The organism is Pseudomonas sp. TH31 (assembly GCF_016650815.1).
In the GTDB taxonomy this organism is placed as follows: Bacteria; Pseudomonadota; Gammaproteobacteria; order Pseudomonadales; family Pseudomonadaceae; genus Aquipseudomonas.
The window spans coordinates 17,415-31,486 of record NZ_JAEKEZ010000029.1 but is presented as its reverse complement, the minus strand read 5'-3'; the positions used below and the strand labels follow the sequence as shown (position 1 = coordinate 31,486).

The window sequence follows — 14,072 nt, the reverse complement described above, 5'->3', positions numbered from 1 at the left end:
CCTGAGCCAGAGACGTATCTAGTAGATGTCGACGGTAAGAGCGAAACTGCTCAGGTTGATAAGTTGAACGTTATGTCTGACAGAAAATCTATAACTGTGAAGTACGGAGGAAAGGCCGCCGATAAGGCAGATAACAAAATTCAACTTCCACGGGACGCCGAATTCCTTAGAGACTTGGCAAAAGAGTTCACCGAGTTGGCAGCATTATTGGAAGCCCGTCGAGGTGGTACTTGTTAGATTGCGTTTTAGCTTGGCGAATTAGCCTTATATCTCAATAGCCAGACGCCCGGCGCGACCCAGCCATACTGTAGAGGGGCGCCGGCGAACCCTTGCCGCGCCGCGAGGCGCAACGCAGAGTCCTTGGTTTTTCCGGCGAACTCAATTTCTTCAAGCTGCTCGTCGATCAGCGATTTAACCGGTGCCGTACTCATGCCGTCTCCTTGCGCCGCTGACAGATGTCGCGCAGCCGCTTGCAGTAGTGGTTGAACTCGTCGATGGTGATCGCGCCGTCGGTGAAGAGGCGTGTGATCAGTGCCTGGACCAGTAGGCTGATGTCTTCTGCGCCGAATGGCGTGGCCACTCCCTCAAGGGCTTGGTCGATCAGAATGTGCGGGCTCAAAATCCGCATTCCCGCTCGAGGCGATCGCTTTCTCGTTTTGTATCGCGGTACGCGTTGGCATGCACAGCGATCAGGTCGACTGCCATGGCGCGGATGGTCAGTGGGTCACCGCCAATTGCGCGGACTGCCCAGCGATGCAACAAGCTGTCGTCCTCTCGACCAACCAGCTCGATCAAGATCTTCTCGATGTAGCGATCGGGATCAGGCTGCGCGGTCATGTGATCCGCCAACGCCTCCGGCAAGTGGTCGGCATTGACCAGTACCTTGTTTCGGCCCATTGCGTTAGGCGCCTCGATGTTGCGCCGGCTTATCAATTCTTCTACCGACTCAGCCAACCAGTCCTGGCCGGCTGTAGTTTCGAGAAAGTCATCTTCGGGAATTGGCTTGCGCAGTGCTGACATGGTCGGCTCCAAAGTGGCGGGTGTTGATCCAACAACACTCGGCTGCACTCATCCGTTCCGCTGGTTGCCGTTGGGCGCGGAGGGGAGTGCATGCGGGTGGTGTCGGGTAGAAAAAGGCGAAAGGTCTGCTAAATTTCAGAAAGCCGTAAATGAAAAGGAGGTCAACATGAGCTGGTCAGACAGCAGTCGCAAAGCGACCTGCGAGAGTTGTGGACACGAAGGCGTGTGCATCAGTAGCTCGGACGACTGGGGGAGAACAGAGGAGCACTGGCAGGGCTTCGATACTGTCCCTGCAAGCGATTATGAATATTATCGAGGGCGGTCTGAGGCTCGTATTCCTGTTTGCAAATGCGGAAGCAAGAACATCATTATCGGCGGCCCCATCTCGAACTGAGGTAGGCAGCGTCGCATGGGTGTGTGATCCGTCTGGCTCTCATACCTGAGGCCGAGCCAATGCAGCAGGTGGTCAGTTCACAACCCGACGTACTCTCATAGAGAGGATAGGGCAGTTATCGTTAGGCTGACATGGCACCTGTTTTTACAGGGGCAGGCTCCCTGCTTCCTCGCTTTCCACAGTCGAGGGGAAACCATATGCTTCGACTTCCACAGTCGACACAAGGAATGTTGTAATGGCGGAATACATGGTGCGAGTTGAGATTTTCAAGGCCGATAGCGAGGACTACATAGACCTCCACAAGGGGCTGGAGGCGCTTGGACTGAAGAGAACAGTTCAGGGTGGCGACGGGCTTAGGAAAATGCCGCCAGGCACCTATTTCGGCTCAAGTAGCCTAACTGCCTACGACCTGAGGGAAAAGGTCAGGCTGATTGCTTCACCGTTTTCGCATCCGCGCGATCCGTCAATATTTGTCAGTCAGTCCAGCGACTGGTCGGGCTGGCTGCTTCCCGCTTGAGATGATCCTCCGCAGCCGGACGCCTTTCTCCCTTTAGGCATGCCGTCGGCATGAAACTTCAACATACCCATCGCGATTGCGAAAGCCTCATCAAAGCTGATGCTTTCATCAGTCGCGATCTCTTGAACAATATCTTGAATCTGTTTTGTCTGGGCTTCGTTCATTGTCTCGCTCCGGTTGTTTTCCCAATGCACCCGTCACCAGGCGCATCAGTGAAAAGGTCCGTCATTCAACTACGCTCTACCTCGCAACATTGTTCGTAATGCGCCATGGCAATGGGCATGTGGTAGCTATCCAGCGGCCATTTACTAACTTTGCAGCCCTGGCCGGAAGGGCAGTGAAAAACGAACAGCTCACCCGCCTCCTTGTCCATCTCCATGCTCACCTGCGCACCGCTTGTGAAGTCGTCTTCGATGATGATCATTTCGCCTTTCTCCGATGCCCGGTTGTTTTCCCAATGCACCCGTCACCAGGTGCATCAGGAAAAGGTCCGTCAAGCTGCGACCATGTCGTAAAGCGTTACGGTGAAGTCGTCCTTATTGATGAAGGCGCGGTGGCAAAGCGCGGTCATCGTTTCGGATGCCGCATTAATGGCTTCGACGCCTTCCTTGCCAGCCTTGAGCTGCGTTACGGCCAGTTGAGCGAACAACAGAACATCCGCTTCGCTCACGCCCATCGTCTGGGCCAACTGCTGAATTTTGCTTTCCATCGTGTTGCCCTCGGTTGTCATCCCAAAGCCCGCTCATTGAACGGGCTTCAGTGATGCTTTCCGCCGTGACCCGCTACTGGCGTCGATCTCCGGCCTATCTCAAATTGTTCTTCCAGCCACGGGCCTTTCGGCTTGTTCTCCCGCTGGATAACTGTTCTTGGCGTTTTACGCTGCACGCCCGGGTCAGTTGCCAACCCTCTGAACCGTTTAGGCCGGTTCATCGCTGCCTTTGAGTCTGGGCCGGTGGTGATCCGGCAAGGTGAAGCGGTATCGCTAAAGAGCGGTGCGGCTTTCGTTGCTGGGCCGGTGTTGCTTGATGGCTTGAACATAATTTAGCTCCAAGCTAAACATTGCGTCAATATCTTTCTGCTAAAAAATTTAGCATGTGCATATTTTCGTTTAGCTCTTTGTTGTCGTTGAGGCAAGGGAGGTGGAATTTCAGGCACAAAAAAGCCCGCACTTGGCGGGCTTCAAATTGTCTTTTGGATCATTCAGCAGGGGGAGGTCAGCGCATGATTTCGTCGGAAGTGATTAAGCCTTCATTTCGCCAGCCCGGCTAAGGCAGCTCGCCAGTCGTGACCAGGCTCAAAAACTGCTCTGAATCAATGATAAAAGCCCCAGCTTCAAGCGCCTTAGCGACCTTGGTCGGTCCTGCGTTATCGCCATAGCAGAGAAAAGTCAGCGTTTTACCTGGAGTGCTCATAACCTTCAATCCAAAGTCCAGAGCCTTCTGCTCGAGTTCGGCCCGATGCGCGGCCGCGAAGCCAGTGAAAAGAATTTGATTTATTCCGCCGAGCGGCGACTTGGGGTTAGGCGTGCTTGAAGCGGCTTGTAACGCGAGCGCAGACGCCGCCAGCTTTGGCTGGAGCTTAGGAGCGGGCGGAGCGGTATCGTTGAGAAGTAGCTCCGCACCAAGCAAAACCTCGACTATGCGGTCTTTTCGGAAGGTTTTTGGGAATGAATCGCTGGAGGAGCGACCCTGAAGGTAAAGCGAGTTTTCTGACCATTGGGTCAGCTCCCTCTCGCTCAAATTCCCTTTCGCATCTCGATAACTGAACTTAATAGTTGTCACCAACTTCACTCCCTTGTGATGGCCACATGACCAAATCTCTCGGACTGTTACTCGGCCTTTCCCCGCACAATCCTTCCCGCCTTCACCTCATCAGCGTAACCGGCCAGCCGATCCTCGACATCCTGGTAACTCGACGCGATCTTCAGCAGCTCTTTGGCGTCGTCTTCATGCCCGGACTCTGAAAGCCGCACAGCCACCTGCATGAGATCGACTCCGGACCACTTGAGAAGGGCGGCAGCCTCTTTTAGGTCGCGCCGGAGCTGTTGATTTGGTTTGGTGAGGGGCATGGCGCCTCCTGCATTTCCTAGTCAATTAAGTCAATAATCGGTTGATGATTAATTTGCCGAAATTGCCGACCAGGTCACCCGGTGTCAATTTATGGCAAATGCGACCTACCTGGCGTACATACCCCACCAGAAAACGTGCCCGAGGATGCTGATCTGCTCATCCTGGATGTCCTGGAACGTGTAGTCCTCATCGGGGTGTTCTTCGCGGTTAAAGCTGCGCAGGCGAACACCTGACGGGAGTCTGTAGAGCTGCTTCACGCGTAGCTGTCCATTGTGGATTAACGCGTACAGGTCGCCATCAGTAACATCGGAGATCGATGTGATGCCGGTGTTGATTCCCACCGTTGCCCCATCTCTCAGTATCGGAAGCATGCTGTTGCCACGAATGGTCACGCATTTTGCATTTGAGAATTGGACACCGTTCTGACGAAGACTTCGCTTTCCGAACCGCAGGAAAGAATTAGAGCTTTCCTCAATGACGAAGCGGCCAGAGCCGGCGGCAAGCTCGACTTCACGAAGGAAGGGCACAGAAACTTCGTCGTCATCGATAGGCGTGGAGTCATCCCAGAGAGCAATATCCTTTAGATCTGTGTGCTGAGATTCCGTCGCTGACTCAGCGACCAGTGACATATCTCGGACATTGTCCAAGTAGCCCTTCGGCAGGTCTTCGGCGGCTTCAATCCTGCGCGCGAGCTCATCCCCCAAGTTCCTGACCGGGTTTTTGGAGAGGATCTGGCTCAACACCGAAGACGATGTTCCCCATTTCTCCGCACATTCTTTTCGCTTTCTGTTGCCTGCGAGGGCTTCCAGGTTGCGCTTTCTGATCGCGTAAATATCCATGCGCTAATGATTGCAGCTCTTAGCTAAATGATAAATATTCTCCGAGCTAAACTCTTGCTTGCTAAATAATTTAGCCAAAGGCTAAACTCTGTGCGAGATAAACGGAGAATACCCATGACCACCCAAATGCAAGAGTGGCTCAAGAAGGCGACCGCACCTGAGCGCGATCGAGTTGCGGCAGCGGCAGGCACCAGCGTCGGCTACCTCTACCAAATTGCGGGCGGTCATCGGAAGCCTTCACTGGAGCTTTCGAAAAAGCTTCAAGCCGCAACAAGTGGAGATCTGACCATCTCCGGCCTGCGGCCCGATCTGTACGAGCTTCTCACCGAGTCAAAACCCCAAGTAGCCGCCTGACAACCAGCACCGTCGCTGACCCGTTGAAGCCAGATTAGAAGAGAGCAGTCCCCATGGAAACGTCCAGTCCAAGACACAGCGCGCAAACCCGTGACCAAGTTCTGGTCGCACACGCGGCAAACCAGATCGCACGCACCAGCCTGAGCCAGGACGATTTTGCTCAGGCTCTGAGCCGTGAACTGCACTTGGCGTGCCCGGACAAGGCCGCCGCTAAAGAGGTGCCGGACTTCGGCGCGCTGACAGAGCTGAACGATGTTGGTGAGTTCGTGAAGGCGACCGGCCGGTGGTTGAAGCGTGTCCAGCGCTGGCTGTCCGGTGATCAAGACATGCCGTCTTGGCTGGAAGAGTCATGGGTGAACGCTCTAGAGCCTGAGTTTCGCGATCACTGCATCAACGAACTGGCTGGCCGCTACGGACTGATCGGCGCTCGCCAGATGACAAGCGACCAATGCGCTAACAAAAGCTTCGGCGCACTAATTCGCGCTTTGGGCGATGTGATCGATACGGGCAGCGAAGTATTTGACGACCAGGTGATGTGCGAAGAGGACTTGCCGCATCTGCCGGCGTTCGCCACGCAATGCCGTCAGGTGGAAGCGAGGGCAGGGGAGCTCGGCCGGAAGGCAGAAGCACTGCTCGACCAGCACCGACCGAAATTGAAAATCGCCTGAATCCGGGCACAAAAAAACCGGGATTGCGCCCCGGCTGATTCATTACCACTAGTTGAGACCGATTATGCAGAGCCAACCAATTTCAAGCAATACCCCGAACCATGTCGCGACACGTTTTGTGAGTTCCGAAAACGTGTCGCGGACCACGATGTCTTCCCGCGAAATCGCAGATCTGGTCGAGTCTCGCCACGACAGCGTGAAGCGGACCATCGAAAGATTGGCTAACCGAAAGACAATTGGTTCTCCACCAATGGTGGAATACCTCGACGGCCTGGGTCGTCCGGCCTCGGAGTACCTCGTTTGCAAGCGAGACAGCTTCGTCGTCGTTGCGCAGCTCAGCCCTGAGTTCACTGCCGCACTTGTAGATCGCTGGCAGCAACTGGAAGAGTTTTCGGCCAAGCCAACCTTCGACTACGCCGCAGCCCTCAACGACCCGCGCACCTTACTTGCCTTGCTCACCGACAACGTTAAGAAGGTTGTCGCCTTGGAAGCGGACAACACCGAGCTTTCCCATGAAAACCTGATGCTCGAGCAGAAGGTCGCCGCCGACGCGCCGAAGACAGCTTTCTTCGATGCGGTGACCGTCACGCACGAAACCTATTCGGTGGCCGAAGCCGCGAAGCTAATCGGCACCGGCCAGAACCGCCTGATGGCGTTCTTGCGCCAGCGTCGCTGGGTCACCGTCCGCAAAAACGAACCGATGCAGGGCCCGATTGAATCCGGCTACCTGACTGCAAAGCTCAGCACCTTCGAACACCCCGAGAACGGCAAGACGATCGTTTCCACTCCGCGTGTAACCGGCAAGGGGCTTACCAAGCTCCAGACTCTGTGGGCTCGCCGTGATGCGGACCTGCTCGGAGGTGCTTTGTGATCACCACCGAACGCCTTCAACTGGCACTTCGTGTTGCTGATCGCGCAATGGCCCATCAGCGCGCCATCGACGATCTGGCCGAAGCCCAGCGCCGCCTGGATCAAGGCTATGTCGACTTCTTCGAAGAGCATGGCCGCCCATTTGACGATCGCCGTCCAATCAATCCGGAAGTCGAAGAATTTCTTCCGGTAATCGATGCGACTCGCCACCTCTATATCGCCCGCTGCAACGCCCGCCAAGCCGCCAATACAGCTAAGCGCAAGCTCAAGCTGGCCGTTCGTGCTGTCGAGCGTTACGACGCGGACACCATCACACAGGACGCCGCGTAATGGCTGGAGACTGGATCAAAATGCGCATCGAACTTCAGACTCATCCGAAAGTTTTCCGCATGGTGTCCGCATTGCAAGCGGACAGACTTCGGATCATTGGCGGACTGCACATCGCTTGGAGCATCTTCGACACCCATTGTGATGATGGTGTGCTTGTTGGCTACACCACTGACGCGATGGATGCTGTCATCGGCTGGCCAGGCTTCACCCAGGCCATGATCGACGTCGAGTGGGCCGCCCTCGATGACACCGGAAGCCTTGTAATGCCTCGCTTTGACGAGCACAACGGCAAGAGTGCAAAGCGCCGAGCCAACGACAACGAGCGCAAGCGCAACACTCGCAACGGTGAGTCTGTCCGCAATATGTCCGCTAGTGATGCGGACAAAAAGCGGACCAGAGAAGAGAAGAGAAGAGAAGATAAAGATCAAAAGCCTTTTGGCGATGATGCGGTCGATCCTGCGGAGCTTTTCGCACGGTTCTGGGCGCTGTATCCCCGCAAGGTGAGCAAGGACGCTGCTCGCAAGGCCTGGGACAAGCTTGATCTGTCCGCAGAGCTTTTCGAGGCCATGATCCAAGCCTTGGGCGCACAGAGCCTCAGCGTCGACTGGACCAAGGACAACGGCCAGTTCATCCCGCACGCCTCGACGTGGCTCAACGGCAAGCGCTGGGAAGACGAAGTGCCGGCGCCGGCGCCCACGGGCAGCAATGTCCACCAGCTTCGACCGCAGCGTCAGGCCAACGGCCCAGACTTTGATGACCAGACATGGGCGAATGACATCGGTGGCGGCCTATGAGCAACAAGCCTAAGCCGCCAAGAAGCGCCGCCCAGTTGATGAGCATCGTCGGCGCCACCACGGACATGAGATCCGCCGTTGCGAGTTATCAGCCGGCACCCATGCCGGTCATGCCAAAGATCCTGCCACCCGGTACCGTGGAAGTCGTCAATGCCCTTTTCAAGGAGTTGCAGGCGATCTTCCCGGCGTGGAAGCAGGCTTGGCCTGACGATGACGCCCTGCGCGCAGCCAAACGCAGCTGGACCAAGGCCTTCATCGTTGCCGAGATCAATACCCTGGAGCAGATCCGGTACGGCCTGCAGAACTGCCGTCAAAGCGGGACGGACTTCGCGCCGAGCGTAGGCAAGTTCATCAAGTGGTGCTTGCCGACGCCGGCGATGATGGGCATTCCATCGCACGACCAGGCGTTTCGTGAAGCGCTGTTGAACCTGCACCCGGCTCGGCGTACTTCCCGCGAGTGGTCGCATCCGGCTGTGCGTCATGCGGCGCTCCAGTGCGAAATGCATAACCTTGCAGATCTGACATCGGAGAAGGCCAGCAAGATCTTCGACCGCGCCTACGACATCACGATTCGGATGCTGGTCAACGGCCAGCCGCTCGAGGACATCGCCGTCGGTATTGGTCACGACAGCCAGAAGACCGACGTGGAGCGGGCTGATGAGTTCGGCGCGTTGCTCCAGGCGCGCCTACTGGAAATTCAGGGAATCCCTACCTGCGCGAGCGCGGCTCGTTACCAACTTCTCGATATGTTGAAAATCCGGAGGGTAGACCATGTCTGATCACGGCGAACTGAAACGGCCGGCTGAGGCTGACTTCAAAAACTTCCACCGCAACCTTTGCGCGCGCTTCGGTTATTTCCATGACGATATCGACTGGCAGCGAGATCAGGTGTCGCTGGAAGAACACATTGCCACCCAGTTCGGCCATGTCAGCGCGGAGAACGGCGCGCTGCGCTCTCAGTCGGAAACCGTGCAGCGTGGTGCGGGGCAGCTCAAGGCGGAGAATGAGGCTCTGAATACGATTATTGAAGATTTGGAGAGGGCTCGTATCTCCAGCTTCGAGGAATACGATTTCTCCCGCCTCAAGGATCGCGCCGGAGACCAGAAGGTTTTCAAGATCACCATTGAAACCGAATGCGGCTGCGACATCGAGGAAGGCGAATACACGGTGCGCGTTACCCATCTGCTGGGCAACTGGCTGGGGGCCGATGATTTTGGCTTGATCGGAGACGCCGTTGCCGAAGTGATAGCTGATCTCGGATTGCCAGAGGAGGGCCACACCACCTTCATCGCATACGAGTCGGGCGAGCGGCAGGACGTGTTTTGGACCAAGTGGTTCGAGATCGCGACCCTGGCATCGGTTTTGGCTGAAGAGGTGGAAGCATGACTGACAAAATCAGCGTCAACTGCCAGGCCAAACTCACCGAGGCAATCACCAGTCTGACCACCATGTACCGCGACAAGAAGTTCGTCGTGGTGTCCCTGCGCCCGGGCAAGGACCGCACCCTCGACCAGAACTCGCTGTGGTTCGGGATGTACAAGCGAATCGCCGAGATGACCCAGATCGGCGATGCGGCTGATGCCCGGCGCTACTGCAAGTTGCACTTCGGCGTGCAGATCCTGCTGAACGAGGATGCGGGGTTTCAGGCGGATTGGTATCGGGTCATGCGCCATCTGCCGTACGAGACGAAGCTGACCATGATGGGTGAGTGCAAGCTGTTCGGCCCTGACGGCTTCCCCGTCACCAGCTTGTTCAATCGCTCTCAGGGCATCCAGTACACCGACCGCATCGCTACGTTCTTCACCGGACAAGGCGTGGTGTTTACCGATTTGCTCAGCAAGGAGGCTGCATGATCGTCAGGCAGCCCAAGCCGAAGAATTGCAAGAACCCAGCGTGCGGCATCAGTTTCACGCCGCAGCGCCTGGGTCAGGCCGTGTGCAGCCCCAAGTGTGGCCTGGCCATCAAGGACGTGAACAAGGAGAGGGCACGCAAAGCGATCGCGGATCTCGGCCGCAAGGAGGTCCGCGCAGCAAAGGAGCGAATCAAGCCGAAAGGGCAGTACATGAAAGAGGCTCAGACCGCCTTTAACGCCTGGGTGCGCGAGCGTGACACGGCACTGCCATGCATCAGTTGCGGCCGGCACCACCAGGGCAAGTACGACGCAGGGCATTACCGGACGGTCGGGAGCAATCCGGCGCTGCGCTTCGAGCCGCTGAACTGCCATCGACAATGCTCGCCATGCAACACGCACAAATCCGGCGACATCGTGAACTACCGCATTGAGCTGGTGAAGCGCATTGGCACCGAAAAGGTGGATTGGTTGGAGGGGCCGCACGAACCGAAGCGCTACACCGTTGAAGATTTGAAAACCATCAAGGCCGACTACCAGGCGAAGACAAAAGAACTGAAGAGGGAAGTAGCATGAAGCTAGTCGGAGCACGTCAGGCATGGACTGACTCTCAACACGAATCGAACGCCTCCATCACCGCAGCGGCTATCGACTCCGCGCAGTCGGCGGCAGTGCTGAAAAAGACCCGAGCCAGGCAGCACGAAGTCGTGTTTGCCGCGATGGGGGACGACAAAGAAGAGCGGATTCTCGCCACCCGCCAGCGGATCAGCATCAGCGAAACACGGCGGAAGCCTATCGGTCGGTCAACCGCTCGGGCCGCGCACCTGGTCACGATGGGGAAGATCCAGCGCGCTATCGACACTTTGCCGTTCCAGGTGCGGGAGTTTGGGCACTACCTGTATCACCCCGTACTGAACATGCGCCACGTCATGAATGCCGAAAAGCTAATTTCGGCAAAGGCTGATTTCTCTGGCCTGTCCGATGCCAAGAAGATCAAGGCCGAATGCCTTATAACTATGGCCTTGCGATCATACAAAGGGGAGGTGAGCCGGGCTGCTGAGTGGGGTCCGGTTCGCATCGCTGAAGAGATAGAGGCCTTCTACGGCGTGGTAATCGAGATCACTCAATGGGCTCGGGACTGGAAGGAGGTGTGGGATTCCCTGAAAGAGGTGATCAAGGAAGTGGATCTTGACGCTCAGCAGCCAATTTGGCAGGTGATTCACTCGGAAAATGAAGAAAGCGCGGCATAAACACATTGACATGTCGAGTGTTTCGCGGTAATTTTCCCATAGTGCGCAATTCACGCAACACGCACATGAATACCTGAACCCGGCCATCGAGCCGGGTTTTTTGTCTGTGGCGTATTGCCATTACTAGCGCCGTCAATTTATTGTTCTGTCTGAAGTTCAATAATTTGACGGGGTTGCGTAATGTTTTCTGAAATTTCGGATGGGTTTGATCTATTTAAGCAGTTTGCTTTCACTGGCTTTTGGTCGGTACTGCTTGTAGGTGGGATCTTTTGCGCGAAGAAATACTTCAGTCTGGATGGTAATTGGCCGTATTACGTTGCCGGGGCGGTTATGGTGCTTCTGCTGATCGTGCCTAATGGATGGCACGTAGTTTTCGGCACTGATCAGCGCGATTTTGTAAGCCTCTTGGAGGCGCGCCAGATGTTACCAGCAGCGTCTTTGTTTAAGGCCGATTTTTGGGGAGTGCTGATCGGTTCAGGCGTTGGCCTCATTGCCTCTCTGGCTCTTCCGGCCCGCAGATATTGGTAAGTGATGTTTAATTCGGGGCCCCGCATGTCGGGGCTTTTTTATGCCTCAAATTCCACCTATTTCGGGCCTCGTATTAAGCGGGGCCTTTTCGTTTATGGAGCTTCCTATGGCAGAACCAACAAGCACTGCCGCAGGCTTGCTTATGGCCAAGTACGGCGTTGCGATCGCTGGATTCGCTGGGGCAATCCTGTCCCTGACGTTTCTGCGAGGCCTTACCCGGAGAGAGGCCGCTTGGGCTGTCTTCACCGGATTCGCTTCGGCGATCTTCACCACCCCTTTGGCGGTGCACTACTTCAACCTACCGGTTGATGGTGACACCCAGAACGGCGTGGCTTTCCTGATTGGCCTGCTGGCCATGAACATCATCCCGGGCCTGAAGGCCTTGGCAGGGAAGTTCGGCACCACAGGAGCAGCCGGATGAATACGATCCTGAGTGGGGCTGAAGCCTTTCTTTGTGTCCTGGTGGTAATTGCCGCCGGGGACTACCTTCGCCGCGTTCGCCCGATTGACCAGCCACTGCTGAGTATCTCGTTCTACCTGGTGGCCATCGGTGCATTCGGCGCGTTCGTCACTGCGCTGCAGGGGCACTGGGTAAACCCGTTCGGCGTGATGATCCATGCCGGAATTGTGCTGTACGCCTGGGCCCGGCGCGGCCATCTGTTTGAGCCGAAAACGTAATCCGCGACACGTTTCGCGAATCAACAAAATGTGTCGCGACATTGGAGAATGGCATGAGCAACATTACCCGCCTGCGCCACGCTCTACCGATGAGCCCAGACATCAACAAGGCCATCGCCGATCTGGATAGCGCCATCGCCAAAGCGGTAGGCGCTGCCAAGGAAGCCGGCCTGCCTCAGGGCTTTGTCGTATCTCTTTTGCACGGGCACGCCCAGGTGCAGACGAACATCATGGTGGGCTGAACGCGCGTCTGCTACGACTTCTCGTACTCACGGTAAAGCTTTTTTAATTCCCGGTTGTATTCGTCGTCGGTCAGCTTGAACTTTAGTGTGAGCATCTTTTCCTGTGCATTAGCTACGGCGCTCGCATCGCTTTTATTTTTACGCGCCGCCCATTCCCTGGCGGCCTGAACGACTAACTGTTCAGTTATGCGCTCGATCATTTTCCATTTCCTTTGTGAGTTGATCAGACACTAACCATAGACCAGTTGCTCTGAATGAGAGGGGCGGACCGATGAAGCTCTTCTTCCGCCAAGAGCCTTCGCTTATTCAGCGATGCTGACTTCTCCGATGGTGAAATGAATGGCCGCTAAGTCGCTGGAGTTCAAGCCTGAAGGCTGGCGAGACGCCGTCCGCACGCTGCGCAAGATCGCCGATGACCAGGAGTCGGGCGAGCGAGAAGCCTGCTCGGTCGGTGTGATGGGCATTCGGTCAGAGAGCGGTCGCATCGAGGTGTTTGGGTTTGGCCCAAAGGCCGACGACATGCAGTCGCTTGCGCTGTTCCGCCTGGGTGAGCAGAAGCTGATCGAGATCATCCTGGAAGGAGCGGAAGGGTAGGTGTGCCGGAGGTGAGTGCGGCACGAAAACCTAAATGCTCTCGGGATCAGTGAGCCGGAAAGACCACACATTGTACCAAAGGCTGTGATGCTTCCAGGCACTCAACGCCACGCTCGTGAAGAGGCTGATACATGCTCCCCAGGATAAAACCAAAAATCGCAAACACCACGCAGTAAATCCTTGGGCGCTCTTTTGGTCCCTCCGTGCCATTTGCGTAAGCGATCCCCTTCCGTGCTTGCCGGGCGAGCAAGTAAAGCATTGGACACAGAACCGCTAGCGCGAAACTAAAAATACCAATCGTTGGGGTCATAGCTGTTTCTCATAGGAAGGTTGGCGCTCAATCCGTTGTGCTCATATCAGCGCGGCCAAAAAATGACGTCATATTTATGGCCGCGCTGATTGGATCCAATTAATACCGCCAACTACTTGTTAATACAACCCCACATCGTCCAGTAAGAATCAATTTATGACAGCCAAGCAACCCGACTGGGAGGCAATCGAACGCGCCTACCGGGCGGGATTGCTTTCCGTAAGAGAGATCGCCGCCTCCTGTGGTGTGTCTCACACCGCGATCCAGAAGCGTGCCAAGGCGAACGGATGGGAGCGGGACCTGAAGGCAAAGATCAAAGCGAAGGCTGATTCACTGGTTGCCAAAAGAGAGGTTGCCACTCAGGTTGCCAGCAAATCAGTGGAAACCGAGCGGGAGATCATCGAGGTCAATGCTGAGGTCATTGCGAACATCCGCATGGCCCACCGCGGCGACATCTCACGCGGCCGGCGCCTCGCAAACAAGCTGCTAGATGAGCTCGAGGGGCTGACAGACAACCGCCAGCTATTCGAAGAGTTGGGCGAGCTGCTGCGATCCGAAGACGACAAAGGGCAGGACAAGCGGAATGACCTGTACCAGAAGATCATCGATCTGCCGGGCCGCTCCAAGACGATGAAGGAAATGGCCGAGACGCTGAAGACCCTGATCGCCCTGGAGCGCCAAGCCTACGACCTCGACACCAAGACTGGCGGCAATGACGCCGACGAACTATCGAAAATGATGGACGAACTATCGAAGGACGCCTGAC

At 56.2% G+C, this 14,072-nt stretch carries 27 protein-coding genes; 17 read left to right on the top strand and 10 right to left on the bottom strand.

The window, feature by feature from the left end; translation table 11 throughout:
- Positions 1 to 245: 245 nt before the first annotated feature.
- From JFV26_RS19435 to JFV26_RS19425, 3 genes are read right to left on the bottom strand one after another with little or no spacing between them, the layout of a single operon-like run.
- The gene (locus JFV26_RS19435; protein ID WP_201194767.1) at positions 246 to 431 is read right to left on the bottom strand and encodes a hypothetical protein; all 186 of its coding nucleotides are present in this window, start codon (positions 429 to 431) and stop codon (positions 246 to 248) included.
- Positions 428 to 619 (bottom strand): hypothetical protein, encoded by a 192-nt coding sequence (locus tag JFV26_RS19430; RefSeq protein ID WP_201194765.1) that lies wholly within the window; start codon positions 617 to 619, stop codon positions 428 to 430. Before JFV26_RS19430 ends, JFV26_RS19435 begins: the two co-directional genes overlap by 4 nt.
- Entirely contained in the window at positions 616 to 1,020 is a 405-nt protein-coding gene (locus JFV26_RS19425; RefSeq protein ID WP_201194763.1) for a hypothetical protein, read from the bottom strand. The genes JFV26_RS19430 and JFV26_RS19425 overlap by 4 nt, the downstream gene beginning before the upstream one ends.
- Before the next feature lie 629 nt (positions 1,021 to 1,649).
- Between JFV26_RS19425 and JFV26_RS19420 the strand changes: the two genes are divergently transcribed.
- Positions 1,650 to 1,931, top strand: a complete 282-nt coding sequence (locus tag JFV26_RS19420) for a hypothetical protein (protein ID WP_201194761.1) — start codon at positions 1,650 to 1,652, stop codon at positions 1,929 to 1,931.
- Here the strand turns inward: JFV26_RS19420 and JFV26_RS19415 are convergent.
- From JFV26_RS19415 to JFV26_RS19390, 6 genes are all read right to left on the bottom strand, one after another.
- Positions 1,892 to 2,095, bottom strand: a complete 204-nt coding sequence (locus JFV26_RS19415) for a hypothetical protein (protein WP_201194759.1) — start codon at positions 2,093 to 2,095, stop codon at positions 1,892 to 1,894. The genes JFV26_RS19420 and JFV26_RS19415 overlap by 40 nt on opposite strands.
- Before the next feature lie 65 nt (positions 2,096 to 2,160).
- The gene (locus JFV26_RS19410; RefSeq protein ID WP_201194757.1) at positions 2,161 to 2,355 is read right to left on the bottom strand and encodes a hypothetical protein; all 195 of its coding nucleotides are present in this window, start codon (positions 2,353 to 2,355) and stop codon (positions 2,161 to 2,163) included.
- A gap of 69 nt (positions 2,356 to 2,424) precedes the next feature.
- A complete protein-coding gene (locus JFV26_RS19405) occupies positions 2,425 to 2,661 on the bottom strand; it encodes a hypothetical protein (protein ID WP_201194756.1) in 237 nt (78 codons plus the stop codon).
- Positions 2,662 to 3,196: 535 nt separating this feature from the next.
- Positions 3,197 to 3,712 (bottom strand): BRCT domain-containing protein, encoded by a 516-nt coding sequence (locus tag JFV26_RS19400; RefSeq protein WP_201194754.1) that lies wholly within the window; start codon positions 3,710 to 3,712, stop codon positions 3,197 to 3,199.
- A 47-nt stretch (positions 3,713 to 3,759) separates the two neighbouring features.
- Complete coding sequence (locus JFV26_RS19395) at positions 3,760 to 3,999, bottom strand: hypothetical protein (RefSeq protein WP_201194752.1); 240 nt, start codon at positions 3,997 to 3,999, stop codon at positions 3,760 to 3,762.
- A 105-nt stretch (positions 4,000 to 4,104) separates the two neighbouring features.
- Entirely contained in the window at positions 4,105 to 4,839 is a 735-nt protein-coding gene (locus JFV26_RS19390; protein WP_242487871.1) for a S24 family peptidase, read from the bottom strand.
- Between the two features lie 114 nt (positions 4,840 to 4,953).
- Here JFV26_RS19390 and JFV26_RS19385 point away from each other — a divergent pair, with 114 nt between their 5' ends.
- From JFV26_RS19385 to JFV26_RS19320, 14 genes are all read left to right on the top strand, one after another.
- The gene (locus tag JFV26_RS19385; RefSeq protein ID WP_201194750.1) at positions 4,954 to 5,193 is read left to right on the top strand and encodes a hypothetical protein; all 240 of its coding nucleotides are present in this window, start codon (positions 4,954 to 4,956) and stop codon (positions 5,191 to 5,193) included.
- A gap of 53 nt (positions 5,194 to 5,246) precedes the next feature.
- Positions 5,247 to 5,861 carry a hypothetical protein gene (locus tag JFV26_RS19380; RefSeq protein ID WP_201194748.1) on the top strand — a complete coding sequence of 205 codons (615 nt, stop codon included), beginning with the start codon at positions 5,247 to 5,249 and terminating at the stop codon, positions 5,859 to 5,861.
- A gap of 148 nt (positions 5,862 to 6,009) precedes the next feature.
- Positions 6,010 to 6,732 carry a phage antirepressor KilAC domain-containing protein gene (locus JFV26_RS19375; protein ID WP_342215469.1) on the top strand — a complete coding sequence of 241 codons (723 nt, stop codon included), beginning with the start codon at positions 6,010 to 6,012 and terminating at the stop codon, positions 6,730 to 6,732.
- Complete coding sequence (locus JFV26_RS19370) at positions 6,729 to 7,061, top strand: hypothetical protein (protein ID WP_201194744.1); 333 nt, start codon at positions 6,729 to 6,731, stop codon at positions 7,059 to 7,061. The genes JFV26_RS19375 and JFV26_RS19370 overlap by 4 nt, the downstream gene beginning before the upstream one ends.
- Entirely contained in the window at positions 7,061 to 7,855 is a 795-nt protein-coding gene (locus tag JFV26_RS19365) for a Pyocin large subunit-like protein (RefSeq protein WP_201194742.1), read from the top strand. The genes JFV26_RS19370 and JFV26_RS19365 overlap by 1 nt, the downstream gene beginning before the upstream one ends.
- Positions 7,852 to 8,634: a replication protein P gene (locus JFV26_RS19360; RefSeq protein ID WP_201194740.1), complete on the top strand. Its 783-nt coding sequence runs from the start codon at positions 7,852 to 7,854 to the stop codon at positions 8,632 to 8,634. The genes JFV26_RS19365 and JFV26_RS19360 overlap by 4 nt, the downstream gene beginning before the upstream one ends.
- A complete protein-coding gene (locus tag JFV26_RS19355; protein ID WP_201194738.1) occupies positions 8,627 to 9,241 on the top strand; it encodes a hypothetical protein in 615 nt (204 codons plus the stop codon). The genes JFV26_RS19360 and JFV26_RS19355 overlap by 8 nt, the downstream gene beginning before the upstream one ends.
- Positions 9,238 to 9,708: a hypothetical protein gene (locus tag JFV26_RS19350; protein ID WP_201194736.1), complete on the top strand. Its 471-nt coding sequence runs from the start codon at positions 9,238 to 9,240 to the stop codon at positions 9,706 to 9,708. The genes JFV26_RS19355 and JFV26_RS19350 overlap by 4 nt, the downstream gene beginning before the upstream one ends.
- Positions 9,705 to 10,280, top strand: a complete 576-nt coding sequence (locus JFV26_RS19345; protein WP_201194734.1) for a recombination protein NinG — start codon at positions 9,705 to 9,707, stop codon at positions 10,278 to 10,280. The genes JFV26_RS19350 and JFV26_RS19345 overlap by 4 nt, the downstream gene beginning before the upstream one ends.
- Positions 10,277 to 10,954, top strand: a complete 678-nt coding sequence (locus tag JFV26_RS19340) for a hypothetical protein (protein WP_201194732.1) — start codon at positions 10,277 to 10,279, stop codon at positions 10,952 to 10,954. The genes JFV26_RS19345 and JFV26_RS19340 overlap by 4 nt, the downstream gene beginning before the upstream one ends.
- Before the next feature lie 180 nt (positions 10,955 to 11,134).
- Entirely contained in the window at positions 11,135 to 11,482 is a 348-nt protein-coding gene (locus JFV26_RS19335; protein WP_201194730.1) for a hypothetical protein, read from the top strand.
- Between the two features lie 106 nt (positions 11,483 to 11,588).
- On the top strand, positions 11,589 to 11,903 hold the full coding sequence (locus JFV26_RS19330; protein ID WP_201194728.1) for a peptidase M48, Ste24p: 315 nt from the start codon (positions 11,589 to 11,591) through the stop codon (positions 11,901 to 11,903).
- A complete protein-coding gene (locus JFV26_RS19325; RefSeq protein WP_201194726.1) occupies positions 11,900 to 12,160 on the top strand; it encodes a hypothetical protein in 261 nt (86 codons plus the stop codon). The genes JFV26_RS19330 and JFV26_RS19325 overlap by 4 nt, the downstream gene beginning before the upstream one ends.
- Before the next feature lie 53 nt (positions 12,161 to 12,213).
- Complete coding sequence (locus JFV26_RS19320) at positions 12,214 to 12,402, top strand: hypothetical protein (RefSeq protein ID WP_201194724.1); 189 nt, start codon at positions 12,214 to 12,216, stop codon at positions 12,400 to 12,402.
- An 11-nt stretch (positions 12,403 to 12,413) separates the two neighbouring features.
- Here the strand turns inward: JFV26_RS19320 and JFV26_RS19315 are convergent, their stop codons facing one another.
- On the bottom strand, positions 12,414 to 12,602 hold the full coding sequence (locus tag JFV26_RS19315) for a hypothetical protein (protein WP_201194723.1): 189 nt from the start codon (positions 12,600 to 12,602) through the stop codon (positions 12,414 to 12,416).
- Between the two features lie 139 nt (positions 12,603 to 12,741).
- On the opposite strand from JFV26_RS19315, the gene JFV26_RS19310 reads away from it, so the two are divergent.
- Together JFV26_RS19310 and JFV26_RS19305 are read left to right on the top strand one after the other, a co-directional pair.
- Positions 12,742 to 12,996, top strand: a complete 255-nt coding sequence (locus tag JFV26_RS19310) for a hypothetical protein (RefSeq protein ID WP_201194721.1) — start codon at positions 12,742 to 12,744, stop codon at positions 12,994 to 12,996.
- 466 nt (positions 12,997 to 13,462) lie between these two features.
- Positions 13,463 to 14,071 carry a hypothetical protein gene (locus tag JFV26_RS19305; protein ID WP_201194719.1) on the top strand — a complete coding sequence of 203 codons (609 nt, stop codon included), beginning with the start codon at positions 13,463 to 13,465 and terminating at the stop codon, positions 14,069 to 14,071.
- Position 14,072 lies beyond the last annotated feature (1 nt).